The 16993-nt window shown below is 59.4% G+C and carries 8 protein-coding genes; 5 read left to right on the forward strand and 3 right to left on the reverse strand.

Annotated elements, in window-relative coordinates:
- On the reverse strand, nt 1-4781 hold a 4781-nt coding region (locus tag LBK75_01220), incomplete at its 3' end, for a discoidin domain-containing protein (GenBank protein MDR1156918.1).
- A gap of 740 nt (nt 4782-5521) precedes the next feature.
- On the opposite strand from LBK75_01220, the gene LBK75_01225 reads away from it, so the two are divergent.
- Together LBK75_01225 and LBK75_01230 are read left to right on the forward strand one after the other, a co-directional pair.
- Nucleotides 5522-6187, forward strand: a complete 666-nt coding sequence (locus tag LBK75_01225) for a hypothetical protein (GenBank protein ID MDR1156919.1) — start codon at nt 5522-5524, stop codon at nt 6185-6187.
- Complete coding sequence (locus tag LBK75_01230) at nt 6177-7613, forward strand: flotillin family protein (GenBank protein MDR1156920.1); 1437 nt, start codon at nt 6177-6179, stop codon at nt 7611-7613. Before LBK75_01225 ends, LBK75_01230 begins: the two co-directional genes overlap by 11 nt.
- 145 nt (nt 7614-7758) lie before the next feature.
- On the opposite strand, the gene LBK75_01235 is transcribed toward LBK75_01230, so the two are convergent.
- Nucleotides 7759-12399, reverse strand: a complete 4641-nt coding sequence (locus tag LBK75_01235; GenBank protein MDR1156921.1) for an NPCBM/NEW2 domain-containing protein — start codon at nt 12397-12399, stop codon at nt 7759-7761.
- 73 nt (nt 12400-12472) lie between these two features.
- Nucleotides 12473-13333 (reverse strand): helix-turn-helix domain-containing protein, encoded by an 861-nt coding sequence (locus tag LBK75_01240; protein MDR1156922.1) that lies wholly within the window; start codon nt 13331-13333, stop codon nt 12473-12475.
- 345 nt (nt 13334-13678) lie between these two features.
- On the opposite strand from LBK75_01240, the gene LBK75_01245 reads away from it, so the two are divergent.
- The 3 genes from LBK75_01245 to LBK75_01255 all read left to right on the forward strand — a co-directional run bounded on the left by LBK75_01245 (nt 13679) and on the right by LBK75_01255 (nt 16983).
- On the forward strand, nt 13679-15037 hold the full coding sequence (locus LBK75_01245; protein MDR1156923.1) for an aminotransferase class III-fold pyridoxal phosphate-dependent enzyme: 1359 nt from the start codon (nt 13679-13681) through the stop codon (nt 15035-15037).
- A 90-nt stretch (nt 15038-15127) separates the two neighbouring features.
- Nucleotides 15128-15478, forward strand: coding sequence for a P-II family nitrogen regulator (locus LBK75_01250; protein MDR1156924.1), 351 nt, complete (start codon nt 15128-15130; stop codon nt 15476-15478).
- Nucleotides 15479-15525: 47 nt separating this feature from the next.
- On the forward strand, nt 15526-16983 hold the full coding sequence (locus LBK75_01255) for an APC family permease (GenBank protein ID MDR1156925.1): 1458 nt from the start codon (nt 15526-15528) through the stop codon (nt 16981-16983).
- The last annotated feature ends 10 nt before the right edge of the window (nt 16984-16993 follow it).

Genomic DNA, 16993 nt, shown 5'->3' on the forward strand with positions numbered 1-16993 from the left:
GCCAGTTCTCGGTAGGACGGATCCAAATGGGTGAAGTTTGTGATAGCGCTTACGCCGGAAGCTTTCTTTGCATAATCCGTGTAGTCTCTGGTGCTGAGCTGCAGCCAGTCCTTGTCGCCGAGGGCGGTCAGGTCGATACCGCCGCTCGTCGGCACATAATCGCCGCCCATTGCGTAGGGTTCGACCGCCAAATCCACAGGCGGCAATACCACGCTCAGTGTCCTGCTGGCGGCGGCGCCGTTCAGATTGGCGGTGACGACGACGTCCGTGTACAAAGCGCTGTGGGAAAGCGGTCGCGTGACTGCGCCGTCATTTGACAGACCGTATTTGCCGCCGTCGGTGGAACTGGACAGCGTAAAGCGGCTGCCATACAAAATGCCCAGGACAGCTGGGTTTAGGTTCGTGCGTATTTCAATCACACCCTCGCCCCAAATATTTTCACCGAAGATTTGCGGCAAAGTGGCGGCCAAATCCACAGCGGCCCTGTCGGTGTCGGTCATCCCGGCAGGTTCTGGTATCACAGTGACCGCGCTGCTCAGAAGTCCCTCGACTCCGCCTTTGACGCCGGCCATTTGGACCGTATATTTGTTGAGATTTTCGATACCCGGCACGTCAAACGGCAGCGACGGATGCTCGTAACGTACGGGCATCTCGCCGTTCTTACTCACATAAATGGCGTAGCCGTCATTTGTTTCGCCGGGCGCGTCGTCGGCTTTTACGACGATGCTTGCGTCGGAGGCCGTCACATCGGCATTTGTGAGTATGGATGGCAGCCCGTCGATGCTCACAAGGAAAATCCCTTTGAGACTGATGTCCGCATTGGAAGCCGCGTCGTACGGTATGCGATACTCGACATAAACATATTGTCCTTCCGAGGCCGCGCGGAAGGGCACAGTAACGACATAGATCTTCTCTGCCGCGTCCGCTGTGAGCGTTTGTGAAGCACGAACTGCCGAACCGTCAGAGAGCCGCGCCGTCATCTGGGCTGTCGTGTTCTTGACGCCGACAACGATCTTAAGCATCTTATAGGTGTTGTCGGCCTCGGCCATGACCATGAAACCTTCGTCACTGTATTGGATGCTGTTTAGAGGTTTCCTGACCAGTTCATAGGCGTCGGTAAAACCGAGCGCAGCCATTTGCACACTCTCACGCAACGTGTACGTGCGGGTGCCAACAGTGTTCACATTGTAAATTTGATCGCAGCCAGTTTTGTGCGCCTGGTTTTGTGTGCCGTCCGCGATCGCCGCGTTCTTGTCCGCTGTGAATGATACGTAGTCGAGCGTGCCCGCGTCCGCGCCGGCTTTTGTGATCGTGATGTCAGACATGTTGAACAGAGAGACAGTCATATCCAGCGTCGGGGTGTTGGGCAGCGACTTCGGCCCGTTCGCCGTCAGTGTTTGTTCTCCCGCCGGCACATCGAAGGTGGTCTCGACGCCCGCATTGGTCACCGTCAGTGTGAAGGCGCGGTCGCAACGCACCGTGAAGGTGACGTCGTCTGATGCGTTCAACCTGGCTTCAGCGAGGATGTCAACCGTATTGGAAGCGCCGTCTGTCGAATACCAAATGTCTTCCACACCGTTGGCTTCGGTGAGGCGCGGCGTCCAGTAGACTGTGTTCAGTGGGGCGCTGACACGCAGACCCAGCAAGTCTTCCAGCACGATCCCAATGCCGAGACAGCCAGTCCAGCCGACGAAATTCGGACGCGCCATACCACTGTCATTTTTGCTGGTCGCGGGACGCAAATATTCGGGCGAATAGCATTCCCAAACCGTGGAGGCAAACGCACCTTCGCGGCCCTTCTTATATGTGTCGTACAGTGTGTTTACATGACGGATGGCTTCATTAAAAGCGATGTCGCCGTAGTTTGCCGCGGAGAGTCCTTTGATGTATTGATAGGCGGTCGGCGCCCACATAGATCCGTTCCAGTATTTCCCTTTCGCGCTGAACGCCGAACGTCCGCTGCTGTCGCCTGGATAATCATAAGCCAGGGTGGCCAGCCCGTTGGGTCTGAACAATTTCTCGGAATTCAGCGCGTGCGCCTCGACGATCCGCTGTGCGCGCTCCGGCGTCGCCACACGGCCAATTAGCGCCCACAGATTTGTCGGTGTGGATATGTTTGTGTGGGTGTATCCGTCTGTGTCGAGATTGGAATACATCCCAGCATCTTCGTCCCACATCAACTCGTTGATCAGTGCGGAAATCCGCCGGTGTTGGTCTGCAAAGTACTCATAATCTTTCGATTTGCCCAGATCTTTGGCGATGAGAGCCAGATAATATGCCTGCTGGGCCTGCTGAATGCTCAAGTCGTTGTATGTCTGCTCGCCCTTGCCGCCCGTACCCGTCACCCACGGGTAGTCCTGATTCGGTGAGTCGTCAAGACCGTTTGCATCGCCGCTCGTCTTGCCGTACAATCCGTTTTCCACCTTTTTCTCACGTTCAATGAACGCGAAATGCTCGCTCAAACGCTGATAAATTGTCTTTCCGTTAATCACCTTGTTGAAGCGTGCAATGTCGCCGTGAATCTGATATTGCTCCCATTCAGCCCATGCCCACAGCGGGGGATTGAGCCCCAGTACGCTGGTGTAATAATACTCCGAATTGCCGTTTGATTCCGTGCGTTTGCGAGGTATGTACCCGTTGCCGTTGTGTGTTACTTCACCGCTGGCATAACAGTTTTTTACAGTGCAGTTTCCGCCCTGCTCAAGGGCCACGATACCGCCCGCGTAGGCGTCCGCGCCGCACATGAATCCCACGGAGTAACAATTCTCGACGATGCTGTTTGTTTCCAGCAAGCCAACAATGCCGCCGGCTGCCGCATTCTTGACGTGCACATAGGCGTCGCGCGAGAAACAGTTGATGATTTTTGCGCCGTTCTTTGCCTGCCCGGCAATGGCGCCGCAGTTCCCGCCGGGTTCGCTGACGGCGCCGCTCTTGATGCCGGATTCGATCACCGCGCCGATGACGCCGACGTTTTTCACGGTTCCGCCGTCCACATAACCAAACAGGCCCTGTGTGGCTTCGCTTGTGTAGATGTGTATACCTGAGATGGTGTGATAACCGCCGTCGAACGTGCCGGAGAACCGTCGCCCTGCCGCATCCATACCGATGGGCGTGTGATTTTTCTGTCCGGTGAGTGTGATGTCGTCGATGAGCAGATAGAATTTCCCGACAGTGTCCTCCGCGCCGCTGTTGACCCTGACGGCCAGCGTCTCAAGGTCGGCGGCACTCGTGATCTGATAGGGATCTGTTTCGGTGCCGCTGCCCGCGAAGGACGACGGGGCCGTCACGGAGACCGGAGACGCCGCGAACAGAGGGAAACCTTGGTTGACGCCGCCCGTATCCGGCGCCCACGTGCCGGTGCCGCTCGCCGCGTTGAGTGCCGTCACAAAATCCGGAGAACGCAACTGCGTCTGTGTTTTGGCGACCGAAGCGTTTGCGTTGCCGAATACACCGGAGCCGCTCCAAGGCGCCTCGCTGTCGTAAAACAGGTTTGTGTACGTGGCACTCGCGCTGAATCCGCCGGAGATCTCGCCGATGGACTTGCCCGTGTTGTCGGAACCGGAATAGTAGTAGAAATTGTCCAGAGACTGCAGCGTCGGGAACTGATTGACGCCCCACTTGTCAAACATCATCATAAACATGGTGTCCCAGCCGTAAATGGTCGGGCTGAACGCCTCGTCAACAAAGTAAACGTCTTCGGGGTTCATGGCCAACTGCGCCTTTGCGATGTTGCTTTTATGCATCTGCCACACCGCATCATATATTTCTTTCCACTCGGGGTGTTGTGCGAAATAAACCTTGGGGAGTTGCTGCATATCGATCTCATAACCGCCCGCGACGATTTCGGTCGTGGCCGACTTCACGGTGACAGAGCACGCCCGCGTTATGCCGTCCAGCACGGCGGTCACGATAACGCTGCCAGGTTTCAGGCCGGTTATGTGTCCGGTTTGGTCAACGGAGGCGATATTTGGGGCGTTCGAAGACCAAATGACGCCTTGGTCCGGCGCCGAGGTTATTTTCTGTGTATCGCCGACTTTCATATTGACACTTGTTTTGTCGAGTACCAAATCGGCGCGCATGGCGGCTTCCAGCGCGGCATAAGCGGCATTTAACTCCGACAATGTCACGCCGGGGGTGCCTAGCGCGGCCTCGGCGGCGGCGATTGCGTTTTGGAGCGTTTGCCAGGACGAAGGTTTGAACATGTCCGCCGTGAACGTTTGGGCCTGTGCCACCAGGGAAGTCAGATCGCTTCCGTTGATCTCCAACTCCATGAGCTGGACATAGAAAGCGTCCGCCTTGGCGTTTACTTTTGTCGCTGTAAGCCGAACGTATCTTGCGGTGACGTAGTCGAATGTATATACGGCAGTTGGTTCGGCCACCGTTGGGGGCGGGGCGTCGGTTTGACTGACGACGGTAACACTCTGTCCACTTGCCGTCCTTGTTTCTATGGTGAATGTCACCGGGTAACATACGATTGCACCGTCAACGCTGCGTGCGCGTATGGCCACCGTATTGAGGATGACGTCTGCGCCAAGGTCAATCTCAACCCATGCGTTTCCGGTTTGGTTTGCCCCCCAGCTTGCGCTGCTCCAGCCTTTGGTGTAATCTCCATCTGTCAGATTGGCTGCAACCCACCCGGAATTGGCAAAACCGGACGCGGTGACGCTTTTCCCACGCGCCAGATTGTTGTTCTCGGCGGCCAACGTGGCTGGGACCGGACACAGCGGTAGCACCAGAGCTACCGCCAGTACGACGGCCAGCCATTTTCTTCTTCCTCTCATAAAAAACGCTTCCTCTCTTTCTGCCACAAAATTTTTTCGAATGATTTGTTGCGTTTTTGTTTTTTCTACCGAAAAACCGCTCGATGCCGCATCCGGCAGCAGGGGCGGCACTTCGAGGGCAAGGCCGCCTGCACATGCAGCCCCAGCGGCGGCCTTGTCTGCACACAAAGCTGTCGTCTTTTTTTCGGCGGCTACGGCGCCAAACGCCTGAAGTACCAACGGTCCGAAGGCCATGAACCCCGCTGGGATGTTACCTGATAACCTATACCTTTTTAAAGTTCTCTTTTCGGCCATTTGAGAACGTTTGGATTTGTATGAATGCATAAAAACACGAGAGAATGATGTTGACTTCAGGGGCAATATGTGGTAAGATGTGAGCGTGATGCTCTATGATATGCCTTCCCACAAAAAGGTATACTTTTTTGAATCTTCGAAAATTCCGCGTCTTTTTGTATGAAATTTGGCAATTTCGTTTTTACATCAAAGAGAATAACCCGGAATCAACCGCCGCACCCAGGTGACGGTTGATTCCGGGTTTGTTTTGTAAAAAAATCTCTCAATGCCGCAGCCGACAGAAGCTCTCCGGCGTACTTCTTTGCCATGAAAGCCTATATACTAGAAAGTGCTCCTATGGCGGATGAGCGTCGGAGGGCTATTAAGTCGCTTCGCTTGCTTAACAGACTTGAACGTGATATACTGGCTGTGAGATAAGCTGTAAACAAGAGGGGAGGGATTGTTTGATGGTTTGGTTCGTTGATTGGTGGGCTGGGCTTGGTGTGCTTGGGCAGGTGCTTGCCTGCGCCGCGCTGCCGGCTACGGCGGTCATGGTCATCCAGACGGTGCTGCTGCTCGGGGGTGCTTTCTGGGGCGACGGAGACGCGGATGGCGATACGGACGCCGACGCCGATTTTGATATGGCCGATGATGCGGACGGCGATTTTGACGGCGACGCTGCCGAGCATGGCGTCTTGCACGCGGACGACGGGTTGCGCGTGTTCACAGTGCGCGGGATCGTGGCCTTTCTGGCCGTGGGCGGCTGGACGGGCATTGCGCTGTTGAGAACGGGCGAGATGACGGCGCTGCTGGGCGCGATAGCGGCGGGGACGGCGGCGCTGCTGTTCGCGGCGCTTGTCATAAGATGGGTGCTCAAGCTTCAAGGCAACGGAAATATTGTCGTCTCAAATGCGTTGGAGCATATGGCGACGGTGTACATACCCATACCTCCCGCGCGCGTGGCGACCGGCAGGGTGACGATGCTCCTGCAGGGGCGGTTTACCGAGCTCGACGCGGTCACCGACGACGAAACACCGCTGAAGACGGGTGAGAGCGTACGCGTTGTGGGCGTTCTCGGAGAGAACTGCCTGGTAGTAAGTAAAGTTGAGGTGAAACAAGATTATGCCGGTTGAAACTGTTGTATTGCTCGTCGTTGTGACTGTGTTTGTGTTTTCTATGTTTGTCGTCGTGCTCTCGCGTTATCGCAAGTGCCCGTCGGACAAGATCATGGTCATCTACGGCAAGGTCGGCACGAATCCGGACGGGAGTCCGCGGTCGGCCAGATGTATCCACGGAGGGGCCGCCTTCGTCTGGCCGGTGATTCAGGCCTACCAATACCTAGATCTGACGCCGCTGACGATCAGCGTCGACCTGACCAACGCGCTGTCTCACCAAAACATACGCGTGGACGTCCCGTCGCGGTTTACGGTGGGGATCTCGACGGAATACGGCATCATGCAGAACGCGGCGGAGCGTCTGCTGGGGTTGAAGATGCCGGAGGTGCACGAGCTGGCCAAGGACATCATGTTTGGGCAGCTGCGTCTTGTCATCGCTACGATGGATATCGAGGAGATAAACACTGACCGAGACAAGTTTCTGGAGGCCGTGTCTCACAATGTGGAGACGGAACTCAAGAAGATAGGTCTGCGCCTTATAAACGTCAACGTGACCGACATCACCGACGAATCCGGTTACATAGAGGCACTGGGCAAGGAGGCGGCCGCGAAGGCGATAAACGACGCCAAGCAGAGTGTGGCGGAGAAGAACAGAGACGGCGCGACGGGCGTGGCGCGCGCGCACAAGGACGAGCGCATCGCGGTCGCCGAGGCAGATGCGACGGCCGTTGAGGGAGAAAACCGCGCGAAGGTCACGATAGCGCAGTCGGACGCGACAAGGCGCGAGCAGGAGGCCGAGGCGCTGCGCCGTGCGACGGCGGCCGAACAGACGGCGCAGGCGCGCGCCCTCGAAGAGGCGTACGCCGCCCAGCAGCTTGCCGAGCAAGCGAGGGCGGTGCGCGACGAGACGACGGGGCAGGCTGACATCATAGTCAACGCGCGGATCGCCAAGGAGAGGCTGGAGCTCGAAGCCGATGCGGACGCCGAGCAGGCGCGCCGCCGGGCGAGGGGCGATGCGGACGCCATCTTTGCCAGGATGGAGGCGCAGGCGCGCGGCGCTTTGGAGATACTTGGAAAGCAGGCGGAAGGCTTTGGCAAGCTTGTGGCGGCGGCCGGTGGGACGCCGGACGCGGCTGTTCAATTGATGCTCGCCGATAAGATAGAGGAGCTTGTCAAGGTACAGGTCGAGGCTGTCAAGAACCTGCGGATAGACAAGGTCACCGTCTGGGATTCAATGAACGGCGAGGGTGGCTCGCCGACGACGTCAAACTTTCTTGCAGGGCTCATGAAGTCGATTCCGCCGCTGAGCGAGGCCTTTAAAATGGCCGGCATGCGCGTACCGGAATTTTTAGGCACGGAGCGCACGGAACCGCCAGAATATACCGGGACGCGCGAGGAGACACAGCCGCCGGAAACCGAAACCGGTGAGCCAGAGGTCGGATAAAAAGCATTTACCGCGTCGGTCGTCCTACTCGTATGGTAAAATTTGGAATATTTTGTAAATTCAAAAACAATCGTGAAAACCGGCCGGTGCGTACATATCGCACCGGCCGGTTTTCACGATTTTATAGCGGACAAATTCTTCGGTGTCAGCGGGACGCGGGGAGGTCGGCTTTGATAAAGCCGGCGATGCCCCAGTCGGTGTGGGCGTAGTTGATAGTGCCGCCGCTGCCGGTGACGCCGACGTCACCGTGCAGCCGGAGCGTGGCCGCGCCCTCAGGGATGTCGATGTCAAATACGTGGAACGACCCGTACGGCATCCGTTCCGGGCTGACGAACTTCTCGCCCGTGTCGAAGATCACCTCGTAGTTCGTGAAGTAATTGCGGTCGGTGACCTCGGTGTCACAGCCGGCCACGGCGACGAATTTCACGGTGCCTTCCGGGATCGCGACAACGACGTCGGAGACGGCGTGCGCGCCGATGCCCTTTTCGAAGGTGTAGCCACCGATCGAGAGTACATTGTTATCCACCGACCGGTCACGCCGGACCGTACCCCAGCCTGTCGCCGCGCTCACCCACTCGAGGTCTGAGACATAGGCGTCGATCTCGTAGTTCGGAATCACCGGCAACTCCGGCGTGACAAAACCTGCCAGCGCCCAGTCGGCGTGGTCCCAGTTCATGCCGTCTTCCGTCGAATCGACATACAGCCGCATCGCGGCGGCGTCTTCGGGGATTTCGATGTCAAACACGTGGTACTGGTCCATAGTGAGCTGGAGGCTCTGCGCCGCGAGCACGCCGTCGATGTAGACAGAATACTGCGTGTAGGCGGCGCCCGGCCAAGAACTGTCGTTCTTTTCCTCGTCGTCGGGGCCGGCCACAGCAATGAAGCGGGTGGCGCCCTCCGGAATCGCAAACTCGATCTCGGCGGGCGCGTGCGTGCCGATGCCCATCGAGAACGTATGGCCCGCGATGCGGAGCGGATTTCCGTTGATGGAAGTGTTCACCTTTGTCGTGCCCCAGCCGGTGGTATTTCGGGTCCAAGTGAGGACGCCGACCGGGAGATTGGGGGTGACGTCCGGCAGCGGCTGGGCGATGTAAACGTCATAATACGCCTCGTCCTCGGCGTACACGGTGCCATTGTGGAGGGCGTAGACCTTCACTGTGTCGGAGCTCTCCAGCGCGATGCCCTCCGCGGGGTAGGGCAGCGCGTCGCCGATCGTCGAATCCGCGCCGAGGGAATAGAGACGTTCCACGTCATCGTAGAGGCTCACGGAGCTGAAAATGGCCCGGATGGGCAGCGTCGCAAAACGATTGGCCTGTGTGGTTGGCAGCGTCACCGACGGGCGTGCGAACCAGTTGTCGAGTCCGCGCAGGTCGAAAACGTTTCCATACCCCAGGTAGCGCAGCAGCAGCGCGGCCTTCGCGCTCTCGGCCGCCGAAGTGCCATAGACGACAATCTCCCGGCCTTTGTCGTCCGGCAGGTCGCCGGTGTGCATCAGCAGCTCGGCGTAGGGGATACCCACCGCGCCTTCGGCGTGCCGTTCCTCATAGGCCTCCGGAGAGCGGACGTCGAGCAGCAGGGCGCCGCTTTGGACTTTGGCTTTGGCGGTGAGACCGCCGATATAGGCCCGCGGGGCGGAGAGAGGCGTCACATCTGTGTAGGGGAGACCCAGCGCGACGGCGTCGCGAAGCGGCGCCAGGGCGCTGTCCCAGAGGAAGAGGCGCAGTGTACCGGTTTCGGGAACCGGTACGGTATTTTCCACGGTCAGGAGACCGTCTTCCGGCGCGGCCGCGTCGCGTATATCGAGCGCGTGAAGTGTACCGACCGCGCTGTACGAGGCGGCGGTCAGCCGGGCCGCCGGCCCGCTGTACGCGATAAATTCTGTGCGCAGGTGCAGGGCGCCCTCCGCCGGGGTGACGGTCGGGTAGGCGACGACGGCGTCGTCGTCGCTGAGGACCACGGCATCCAGCCGCAGGGCGCTCTCGCCCGGGAATGTGTCGTCCAGCCTGAAACGGAACCGCAGGGGCTCGTCCGACCGGAACCACAGGGAGACGACGGCGCTCTGCCCGCCCGCGAGGTTGTAGAGACCGTAAGTGTAATTCTCATTGCCCACCGATGCGGCGACCGCGGCCACGGCACTCTCCACGCCGAAGTAGACGTCGGCGCGATGCAGGCCCTCGCCGGGGGACAGGACGGAGAACTCAAACCAACTGCCCTCGCCGGAGAGCGCCGCGCCGCCGCCGCCGCTGCCGCCCTGCCAGTGATATGTCACCGGACCGCCGGCGGACGTGAGGACTGCGCCGGCCGGTCTGGCGTAGTTGGTGATGGACTGTACGCCGGCTTTGCGCGCGGCGCCGGCGCCGGCCGAGCCGCCGAAACTCACCCAATCGAGCGCATCCGCGCGGTCCAGCGTCACATCTCCGCCCGCGATTGGCATCCCGGATCCGAAGAGGAAATTCTCGGTGACGGGCAGCGGGTCGACGGCCGTCATCGTGATGGCTTCGCACGAGACGCTGCCGTTGCTATAAGAGACTTCAACGCCCCAGCGGATGCTCAGCGTGGCGGGTTGGTCCGTCGCGTAAGTCACGGTTACGACCCGGTCAACTTTACCAGTTTGGTTCTCAATGGTGTCGCTGAAGATCAGCTGCCCGGCCAGTGTGACGGTGATACGTACCTGTGCCATGTAGCCGCCCACATAGGCTTTGACGGTGCGCGTCCGAGTGTCCGAGGGGGCGTTGAACTGGCCGTAAGACGACCCCGCGCTGCCGCTGCCGCCGCCGTAACCCTGGCCCGAGCGCAGGCCCGAGGCCGACGCCACGGGACTTCCGTCCGTCCAGCTGTAGGCTGCCGCCGCGTTTGTGTAGTTGCCGGTGGCGCTTCCGTTGCTGACAAAGGAAAGCTGTGCGCCGCCGGTCGCTTTTCGGTGGACATTGGCGCCCGAGACGGTGCCGAGCTGCAGCCAGTCCCCCGTGCCCTCTTCGGTAAGGTTGACGGCAGCCGGCTTGTCGGCCAATGAGACGTTCTGGGAAAGAATCTGTATTGGAATCACCAAGCTGGCCGCCTCCAGGCGGAGCGCGGCGTCGTCGCCGAACGTCTCTTCCAATGTGATCCGGACTGTCAGCGAGGCGGCGCCCGGCGCGCTGAAGCGGACCCGATACAGCCCGCTCTCACCCTCGAAAAAGTCTGTGACCTGTTTGACGCCGATCGTCGCGTCGATCCGCAACCGAGCGTTTTCGGCGCCGAGGTAGAGGGAGATAAGCTGTGTGTCCGCCCGAGTGGGCACTGTGAGTTCGACGAAATCCCCCGCCCCCGTGAGGGCCAGACCGGAGGCGCCGCCGCCGGCGGGCGTCTCGCCCGAGGCGTCGCTCCAGGCGTATGACGTGCGGGCGTCGCGGACGCTCGGCACGGCTCCGTCGGAGACAAGGCCGGAGAGAATTCCGCCGCCTTGCTTGCGCACGTTCTCCGCGAAATAGTACCAGTCGAGGCTGCCGGCCGCCGTCAGGTCCACGGTGTCGGGGGCCTCGGAAAAGTCGGCCTGCAGCGTAGCCGACGAACCGGTCGGCTCGCCGGTCACCTTCAGCACCACGATACCGTGAGGCGGAAGGGAGGCGCTGTAGCCCTCATCCACATCGACCTCATCGTGCAGCCACAGGTCACGGGCGGTGACGCGTCCCTCCAGGCCGATGTCCCGCCAGTTGATAGACAGCTCGATCGGCGCGCCGCTCCGGTTGAAGAACGCCACGGCCTTGGTGTTCGAGCCCGCGTAGCCGAGGTCCTTGACCCAGACTTCGCCGTCGCCCGTGCTTTTCGCCACACTGGCCTGAAGGCCGGCGGGGTCTTGATCCAACGCGACCACTTCTTCATTGGTCAGGATGTCGAGAGTGGTTTGCGAGATCTGAGTCAGGTCATTGCCGAGCACCAGCGGCGCGGCCAGCATGCACCACATGCTGAAGTGGGATTTGTTTTGATCCGGCGTCAGGTTGCCGTTTCCGACCTCCAGCATGTCGGGGTCGTTGAAATGACCCGGGCCGGCGTACTTTGTAAGCGGCTTCATGGAGTCGATCTCACTCAAGATAGAACCCCAGCTGGCGTTGATGTCGCCGGAGGTGCGCCAGGAATCGGCCACATCCAACACCCATTCGCCGGGGAACATCCAGCGACAGACATTGAAAACCTTCCAGCTCCCGGTCTCCTCGGAGATCTGCCGGATGATCCGCCCTATCTTGGTGTACTGTTCCTGCTCATTGAGACGCGCGTGGCCCCCGCCGCACCAGTCCACCTTAATGTAATCGTACCCCCACTCCTCGAGATACATCCGAAGGTCCTGCTCCTCATACCGCCACAGACCCACGTCCAGACCATAGGGATTTGTGTTGCCAGAGCCGCAGGTGTTGTCGCCGGCGTCTGAATACATACCTGCCTTCAACCCGAGGCTGTGCGCGTAGTCGGCAATGTATTTCATGCCGTTCGGGAAGAGCGTCTCGTTGTACCGCACCCGGTTTGTCACAGGGTCGCGGCCGTTTTGGTAGCCGTCGTCGATGTTTAAGTAGACATACCCGGCTTTCGCGAGCCCCGTGCTGACGAGGGCATCCGCCTGAGAGAGGATTCTCTCCTCGTTGATACTGAGGCCGAAGCAATTCCACGAGGACCAACCCATCGTGGGCGTGAGCTGCTGCGCCACCGCAGGCGCAGGGATGTTCTCGACGGCCAGCGCGGCCGGGACCGGGCACAGCGACAACACCAGGGCCGCCGTCAGTGCCACAGCCAGCAGAGTTTTCTTGCTTTTCATGAAAAAACATCTTCCTTTCTTCTTCTGTGCATGTATCTGTACGTTCATCGCAAACGGTTCAGGGGCCCAAATCTCAATCGGGAGGCGACGTGATGTTCACGCGCGCCAGATCGATGATTTTGCGGCTGTACACGGGCAAGTTGATGGTCTGTTTGTACTGCTGTGGACTGAGCGAGGTAAAGGCTTTGAAATCCCGCAGCATGTGGGAGTGGTCGTAATAGCCGGCGTCCACCGCGAAATTCACAAGCGTCTGCCCGCCCTGTGTGTTCATGCGATGCAGAAAGGTCTGAAACCGTATGAACTTGCAGTATGCCTTCGGGCTCACGCCCATGTGGCTGTGAAACACTTTGTCGATGTAGCGGGCTGAATAGCCTGTTTCTTCTTCAAGTTCCCGCACTTGGATGTCGCCGCTCCGACTCAGGATGAGCCCGAGCAGCACGCTCAGCAGACGACCGGAGGGGGAATCTGTCCAGTCGCCGACGCCGTTTAGAAAGTGATCGGCAAAGAGGTCGATACGCCGGGTGAACGCGTCTGTCCCCACGATCTGTTCCACAAGCTGCCGGCCGCCGGGCAGGTTCGACAGCAGAAGCCGGTTGTTGACAAGGTCCGCGTCTTTGATGCCGAAACGAAGCGAGAGGACGCCGGGGTGGAAGCGCACGCCGAAATACGTGACGTCCGGTTCGATGGCAACGCGGGTATTCTCCGTGACGGTGCCGCAAACGGCGGCCTCCGGGCGGCGGGGATCGCAGGAAAATAGGATGTCGATACAGCCGTCCGGCACGGCCATGATCTGGCTGTTGCTGTGGCCGGCGGTGAAGGAATAAAAGTGCGCCACGGGGGAGTCGAGCAGTGTCTTTTTGTAATATAGATTCGTGCACTGGACAAAAAAAGGTTGGATAGTATATACCTTGGTGATCACCGACCGGAGATCCATAATTTTCCCCTCCGACGCCCGCGCCGGCGTCGGCGCATCTGCCTGTTGATCTCATTATACAGGAACGTCGGCGGGACTGCCTATGCGCAGATTGTCTATAAATCCCCACTACATCTTGGTTACATTCGCCCCACCCTCCGGCCCCGGCCGCAGAGCCCGTCGGCGGCCCGCGCGGGGGGCAGGGAACAGGCGCAAATTTCGGGCGCCAAGTTCCGGTTTTTCCTAGTTTTGTTCTGAGGAGATGTGCTAAAGTGCAAAGCGTAAGCGTATGAGTCACAAGGGCGTGCCTCTCTGGGTGGGTGCGTCTTTGTGACATTTTATTTTAAGAAACGGGAGGAATACAACATGGCCAGCGTAAAAGAAAAAGTCAAGGGTTTTTACACGGTGGACGACGCGATTACCATGGACTACGAGACAACGCGTGACCTTCAACTGACACACCTGAACCGTGAGCGCACACTCAGCGGCGGCTGCAAGTACTTTGTCAAGGCCGACGGCACCAAATTTACCGACCACGAGGGCCGGGAGCATCTGGACATGATCGGCGCCGTCGGCGTGGCCAGCGTGGGCAACAACAATGACTTCATCTGGAGTGAGCTTGAAAAAGCGTTCCAGAGCAAACAGTACCTGATGGGCGCTATCGCGTACCACAGCATCGCAGCCGCGTTTGCCCACAACATGGCGCTGGTTTCTCCGGGCGGGCGGCTGACCAAGATGGGTACGGCGACCGGCGGCGCGGAGGCCATCGAGAGCGTCATCAAACTGGTGAAACTCGCCACCCGCGGCAAACCTGAGCGGACGCGCATTCTCTCCTGCGAGGGCGCCTTCCACGGCAAGACCACCGGCGCAGTCTCCGTCGGCGGCAAAGAAAAGTGGCGGATGTATCAGCATCCGCTGATGGAGTCGGTGGATTGGGTGCCCTATGGCGACGCCGACGCTCTCGAAGCGGCGCTGGCCCGCGGCGTCTACAGTGCGTTCTTCCTTGAGCCGATTCAGGGCGAGGGCGGCATCATTGTCCCGCCGGAAGGTTATCTGACCAAAGTCCGCGCGCTCTGCACGCAGTACGATACGCTCATGGTGGCGGATGAGATCCAGGCTGGCTGCGCGCGCACCGGAAAGATGTGGGCCGTGGACCACGAGGGCGTCGTGCCCGATTGTCTCGTGTTTGCCAAGGGGTTCTCCGGCGGCCTTATCCCGTTCGGCGGGTTCATCTGCACCGAGGCACTCTACGAGGCGGCCTACGGCAGTGTAGAGACCTGCTGGCACCACACCGCGACATACCAGGAAAACGGCCTCAGCGCCACGGCGGGCATCGCTTCGCTGGAGTTCATCTTCGAAAATGACCTGATCGAAGCCGCGGCCGAGAAGGGTGCGTACTTCATCGGCCGGCTGAAGGCCCTGCAGGAGAAATATCCGACCATCATCAGGGAGGTCCGCGGCAGGGGCCTGATGATCGGGCTGGAGACCTATGAGATCCCCGACGCGTACAAAGAGGGCTATGGGGACTATTTCGCGGACCCCATCAACAACGATCTGGTGGAGGTCTACCGTATTCAGGTGAATCACACGCTGAACAACCCGGCAGTGTTCCGTTTTCTGCCGCCGCTCACCGTCACCGTGGAAGAGATCAACTACACGCTGGAAAGCTTCGAGAAGTGCATCCAGTCCGCCCTGGCCCACACCGGACAGAGTGCCGGCGTGTGACGCGCAGCGCCCCGATTTCAAAAACGCAAACGTAAAAAAGGTGAAATGTAAAGAGCATTTGAAATAGAAATAGAAAAGGGAGGGACCTTTGTGAAACTCTCGCGCATTGAGATCATCACCAGCCTCTCCAAGTTCAATGAACTGAAGGCGGCTCTAAGCAAAGTCGGCGTGATGGGCATGACCGTGATGCAAGTCCTGGGTTGCGGCGTGCAGAAGGGGGCGCCGGAGCACGCACGAGAGGAGTATGAGGAGATGGAGCTGCGCCCAAAGCAGCTCATCACGATCATCACCACGGAGGACTTGACGAAGAAGATCATCGAGATCGTCAAGCAGGAGCTGTACACGGGCCACATTGGCGACGGTAAGATCTTTGTCTCGGAGATCAGCAATGTCATCCGTGTCCGGACCGGCGAGGAGGGCTTGGAAGCCCTGCGGCGCTGACCCCGACAGACGACGGATCAACGACCATATGATAGGGGGTATTGTCCATGCGAAATCAAGCGAAACTGGGGCTCGGCAGCGCCGTATCCACCGGCGTCGGCCTGATTGTGGCCACAAGCTGTCTCATGACGCTGGGGCAGGGGTCCGGAGCGCTGGGCGTGGCGTTCATTATCCCCATGGTCATTGCTTGCGCTTTGAACATGATGACGGCCGCTTCGCTGTGTGAGCTCAGCGCGCTGATGCCCAAGCTGACGGGCGGGCTGGCACAGTACACGCTTGCGGGGCTCGGCCCCTTCCCGACAATCGTCTCTATGGTAGGCGGGTATCTCTTTTGCAACAGCATGCCCGCCAGCGTGGAGGCCGCCATGCTCGGGCTCGCTGTCGTCGAGATCACCGGCCTTCCGATCTCACCCACGCTGGTGGGCATCGCCGTGACCGTCGCGCTCATCATCGCGAGTTTAAACGGCATCGACATGTTCGCCAAGATCCAAAACACCGTCGCCGGGCTCTTGATCGGCTCTATGGCCGTGATGGGACTGATCGGCGCCCTCGGGTTGGGTACGGGCGTCAAGGTGGAGCAGCCGCTCTCCGTCACCGGGGACATGGGGGCGATCCTGCCCCTGACCGCCATGGCGTTCTGGCTCTTCATCGGAGTGGAATTCATCATCCCCATCGCGACCGACATGAAAAATCCTCACAAACATGTCCCCATCAGCATGTTCCTGAGTCTTGCCATCATCTGTGTGCTGCAGATTGTCATGGTGCTGGGCTTTCACAACTACACCCAGTGGGGTGATCTCGCCGCTTCCAACGCGCCGCATATCCTTTACGGCGTGAACATGTTGGGTGGAGTTGGAAGAATATGGATGGGTATTGTCGCGGTGCTGGCGACAGTGAGTACGCTGAATTCGGTGCTGAACAGCTTGGCCAAGATCTGTTACGGCATGGCAAAAATCAATGTTTTACCAGGCTTCTTTCAAAAGACCAACAAAAAAGGAGCGCCCGTGTGGGGTGTGCTGCTCTTTGGCGGTGCGATCTGCGTGATTCAGGCCACGGGGCTGACCACAGCCGACGAGATCATGTTTCTGATCCTCACGGGTTCCATCTTCTGGATGGTCTCCTATGTGTTTATGCACATCAATGTGCTGGTGCTCAGGCGCCGGCTGCCCAAGGCGCCGCGCAGCTTCCGGGTGCCGACCATCTTCACCGTCCTCGGGATCGGCGGCGCGATCTACATGCTGCTCAACATCGCGCCGGACATCGAGACCAGCCGGCGGATCTGGACCCTGGCGGGCGTCGCCTTCGCGGCGCTGAGCGCATACGCGATCGCCTGGATCAAGTTCCGTATGAAAGTCCCGGTGTTCAAGAGCATGAGCCTGGAGAAGGTGATGGCGACGGAGAACGAATTTTACTACATCACGCATGTTAAACGGCCGCGGGAGCGCAGACGGCAGGCCCAGGTAGAGGCGCGGCGCCTGCGCAAAAAAAACCGCACCCAAGACTAAACAGCGCGAA

Source organism: Oscillospiraceae bacterium, from assembly GCA_031265355.1.
GTDB lineage: Bacteria > Bacillota > Clostridia > Oscillospirales > UBA929 > JAIRTA01.